This is a genomic window from Streptomyces sp. NPDC057654 (assembly GCF_042800135.1).
In the GTDB taxonomy this organism is placed as follows: domain Bacteria; phylum Actinomycetota; class Actinomycetes; order Streptomycetales; family Streptomycetaceae; genus Streptomyces.
This window is the reverse complement of sequence record NZ_JBHVHQ010000968.1, coordinates 1-3,075: the sequence shown is the minus strand read 5'-3', so window position 1 is coordinate 3,075 and position 3,075 is coordinate 1. Positions and strand designations below refer to the sequence as shown.

3 protein-coding genes and 1 pseudogene are annotated in these 3,075 nt (G+C 74.6%); all 4 read right to left on the bottom strand.

What is annotated here, in order from left to right; all coding sequences use genetic code 11:
• Positions 1 to 371: pseudogene (locus tag ACFU99_RS39015) on the bottom strand (hypothetical protein); the annotation flags it as partial.
• 182 nt (positions 372 to 553) lie between these two features.
• Positions 554 to 961: a lasso peptide biosynthesis B2 protein gene (locus ACFU99_RS39010; protein WP_384402081.1), complete on the bottom strand. Its 408-nt coding sequence runs from the start codon at positions 959 to 961 to the stop codon at positions 554 to 556.
• Between the two features lie 5 nt (positions 962 to 966).
• Positions 967 to 1,257, bottom strand: a complete 291-nt coding sequence (locus ACFU99_RS39005; protein ID WP_384402078.1) for a PqqD family protein — start codon at positions 1,255 to 1,257, stop codon at positions 967 to 969.
• Complete coding sequence (locus tag ACFU99_RS39000) at positions 1,251 to 2,999, bottom strand: asparagine synthase-related protein (protein WP_384402075.1); 1,749 nt, start codon at positions 2,997 to 2,999, stop codon at positions 1,251 to 1,253. Before ACFU99_RS39000 ends, ACFU99_RS39005 begins: the two co-directional genes overlap by 7 nt.
• Between the last annotated feature and the right edge of the window lie 76 nt (positions 3,000 to 3,075).

Below are 3,075 nucleotides of genomic sequence, written 5' to 3'. Positions count from 1 at the left end.
CGGGCGCCGGCGTCCAGCAGGTAGCGGCCGCAAGCAGCGCTGGCGAGCACCATTGCGGCGGTCAGGTTCCCGCGCAGGGAGGCGGCGATGTCGCCGCCGGTGAACACGGCGGCCAGCACACGGGTGGTGGCCGCGAGCGCGGTCGCGGTGAGGGCGGCGGCACCGATCTGGCAGCCGATCAGGGTCAGGACCGCGCTTCGGTCGGTACGCCGGCCGAGCCGGGCCGCATCGGTGAGGGTGCGGGGCAGCCGGCGCGCTATCCCCCACGTGGACAGGTTGACGCTCGCCTCGAAGTGCCGGTCGGAGGCCAGGCGCATCACGGGCGGCTGTCCCGCGCCGGCAGCGGGCGGCGAGGATGCGGAAGAACTCACGGCCCCATGAGGGGGCCGGGCCAGGCGGCCGGGCAACGGAATTGTTGCCCTGAGTCCTCATCAGTCCAGGTCGCCCGGACCGAACGTCAGCAACGCCGCCCGGCTTTCACTCGTTCGGGTGAGGCTGTGGTCCGGGGCGGGGAGACTCGGGCCGACCTCGGACCACGGCCGCCCAGGGCCGTCTACGGCACGGACAGGACCGGCGTCCATGGCCGGTCGACGGCATCGCCGATGTCCCGCCCGGCCGCGCCTTCGGGGACCTCGGCCCAGGCGTGCGCGGCGTCCGGGAGGAAGCGGGCGCCGAGTACCCAGCGGGCCTGGCGGCCGGTGAGGGCGGTCGCCAGGACGGTGGCGAGGCTGATCTCCATACAGGCGACCCGGCCCGGCCACCAGGAAGGGATCACTGCCAGCACGGCCGTGTAGAGGGTTTCGAGGCGGGCAAGGCGCGCGTACGGCAGGCCGCGCAGCAGCCGTACGGCGGCGATCTGCCGACGCAGCGGCCACCAGCTCATCGCCAGTGACAGGGCGAGCGCGACGGCGGCCACCAAGCGGTCGGGGAAGGGCACGGCGGGCCGCGCGGTGGGGACCATGACGGTCACCGCGGCCACCGCCTTCGCCGGGCGGGGCGGGCGGTGTCGACGAGTACGCCGGTGGTCACCAGCGTGTCGACGAAGACGGCGATCCGCTCGCCGATCACCTGCGGGTCCTGGCCGGTGCGAACGGCGATCTCATCGGCGAGCCCGACCGTGCCGCCGCGGACGGTGACGGCGTGCCAGATCTTCGAGGCGTCCGGGTCGAGCATGAGCCACGCACCCCGCCGGATGTCGAGCACCGCCGTGCCGTGCGGGCCCGTGGCGTGGTGGACGTGCCGGGCGGGGGTCAGCACGCCGTCACCTCCTTGCCGGCCGTCTGGCCGGTCAGCCACCAGCACGTGACGATCAGCTGGTGCAGGTCGGCGATCACCGTTGCGCTCCGGCCCCGGGCCGCCTGTGCGAGAGCGGCGCGGACTGCCACGGGGTCGACGAGCCCGCCGACCGCGAGTGGGCTGCTGACCACCAGCTCCTCCAGCCGGTTTTGGTGGCGGGCGAGTCCGGCGATGCGCTGGGCGGTGAACGACCCCTTGGAGCGGCGCGAGGTTAGCCAATCGGGAAGCTCGGGCAGCGCGGCCCGCAGCAGTGGCTTGTACGTCACCAGCCCGCGCCGGGCGAGGGCCGGGACGGCGAACGCGGCCCGGACGACCTCGTTGTCCAGGTACGGGTACACCGGCGTCACGCCGAGGGCCGCGGCGTACGGGGCCCAGCCGCGGGCGGAGGCGGCCACCGACCGCAGGGCGGCCCACTGGTCGAACTCGTCGGCCGGCTCCTGCTGCCGGTCGCGGGCGGCCTGCCGCAGCAGTGCGGCCACCTGGTGGCGGCCTTCGTCGGTCAGCCACGATGCCCCGGCTCCCAGGCGGCACCACGACCAGCCGGCCACGGCCGGGCCCGGCGCAATGGGCCCGTCTTCCAGGGCCTCGGCGGCGCGTTCGAGGGAGCCGGCCCGGCCGAGACCGGCGGCCTGCTTGAGGGCCTTCCAGTACGGGCCGGGGGCGGTGTTGCGGAGCCGGGCGAACGCGACGGCCTGGCGGTGGGCCTCGCGGCGGCGGCCGTCCTGGAGGAGGCGGACCCAGCAGGCCGAGGAGGAGTCGAGCACGATGTCCCCGCCGTGCCCGGTCAGATGCAGCGGCAGACCTCGTACGGGGCGGAGGTAGGCGGTGTCCATGGCGTACATCGCGGCCTCCAGTACCGGCTCTTCCCCGGTCGGTTGCCCGGGAGGGAAGCCGAAGGGCAGTTGCTCGTCGGTGCCGGTGGCGACCGTGTGCCGGATACCGGTGTGCTCGGCGATCCGGGAGGCGAAGGTCATGTCCTCGCCGCTGGTGTAGCCGTCGGTGTACGTGACCGCGTGCACGGCCCCGGCACCGGCCGCGAGTACGACGGCCGCCGAGGAGTCCAGTCCGCCGGACAGATCCGCTCCCACCACCCCGTCGGTGGCGCGAACGCGACGCTGAACAGCATCGGTGAGCGCGCGGCCGAACCGCTCGGCGCCCTCCCGAAGGTCGTTCACGGGATCGACGCAGCGGACGTCGATGAGCTGCGGCGGCGCCCCAGGCACGAGCAGTAGCCCGAACCCGCCAGGCACCATGCGGACCTGCTCGTACGGCGTGCGGTGCGGCCAGTGGTGCTCGCCCGCAGTCAGCCGGGCCGCCAGCAACGGCAAGCCCGGCACGAGCGGACGCCCCAGCAGGCCCGGCTCGTCGGCCCATGCCGTCCCCGCCTCGTACGGCGCGTAGTAGACGGCCCGGGTGCCGGCGAGATCGCCGCACACGAACCGCTGTCGCCCGCTGTCCGCGACCACCCAGTACGAGCCGGGCCACCGGGTCAACTCCGCCCACCGGCCTGCCGACACAGCCGGAAGCACGCTGCGAAGCTCGTGCTCGGTGACCGGGCAATCGCCCACGACGGCCAGCGCGACCGGCCCCTCGGCAGCAACCGCACGGACGCGCGCGGCCGGAGCCCGGCGGACGCCTGCGAGCCCTTCGGCTTCCGTCGCGTTCGCGGCAGCGGTGCCGCCGGTCATCCACACCCGTTCCATCTGTTCGCCTCCCCCTCGCAAAGCGCCTGGGGGCCGGTCGTCTTACGGCCGGCCCCCAGGGTGCTCGGTGGTGTCC

Bases quoted from the DNA above. Each gene is read 5' to 3' on its own strand.
- ACFU99_RS39010 (WP_384402081.1), bottom strand. From the start codon at position 961: ATGGTCCCCACCGCGCGGCCCGCCGTGCCCTTCCCCGACCGCTTGGTG.
- ACFU99_RS39000 (WP_384402075.1), bottom strand. From the start codon at position 2,999: ATGGAACGGGTGTGGATGACCGGCGGCACCGCTGCCGCGAACGCGACG.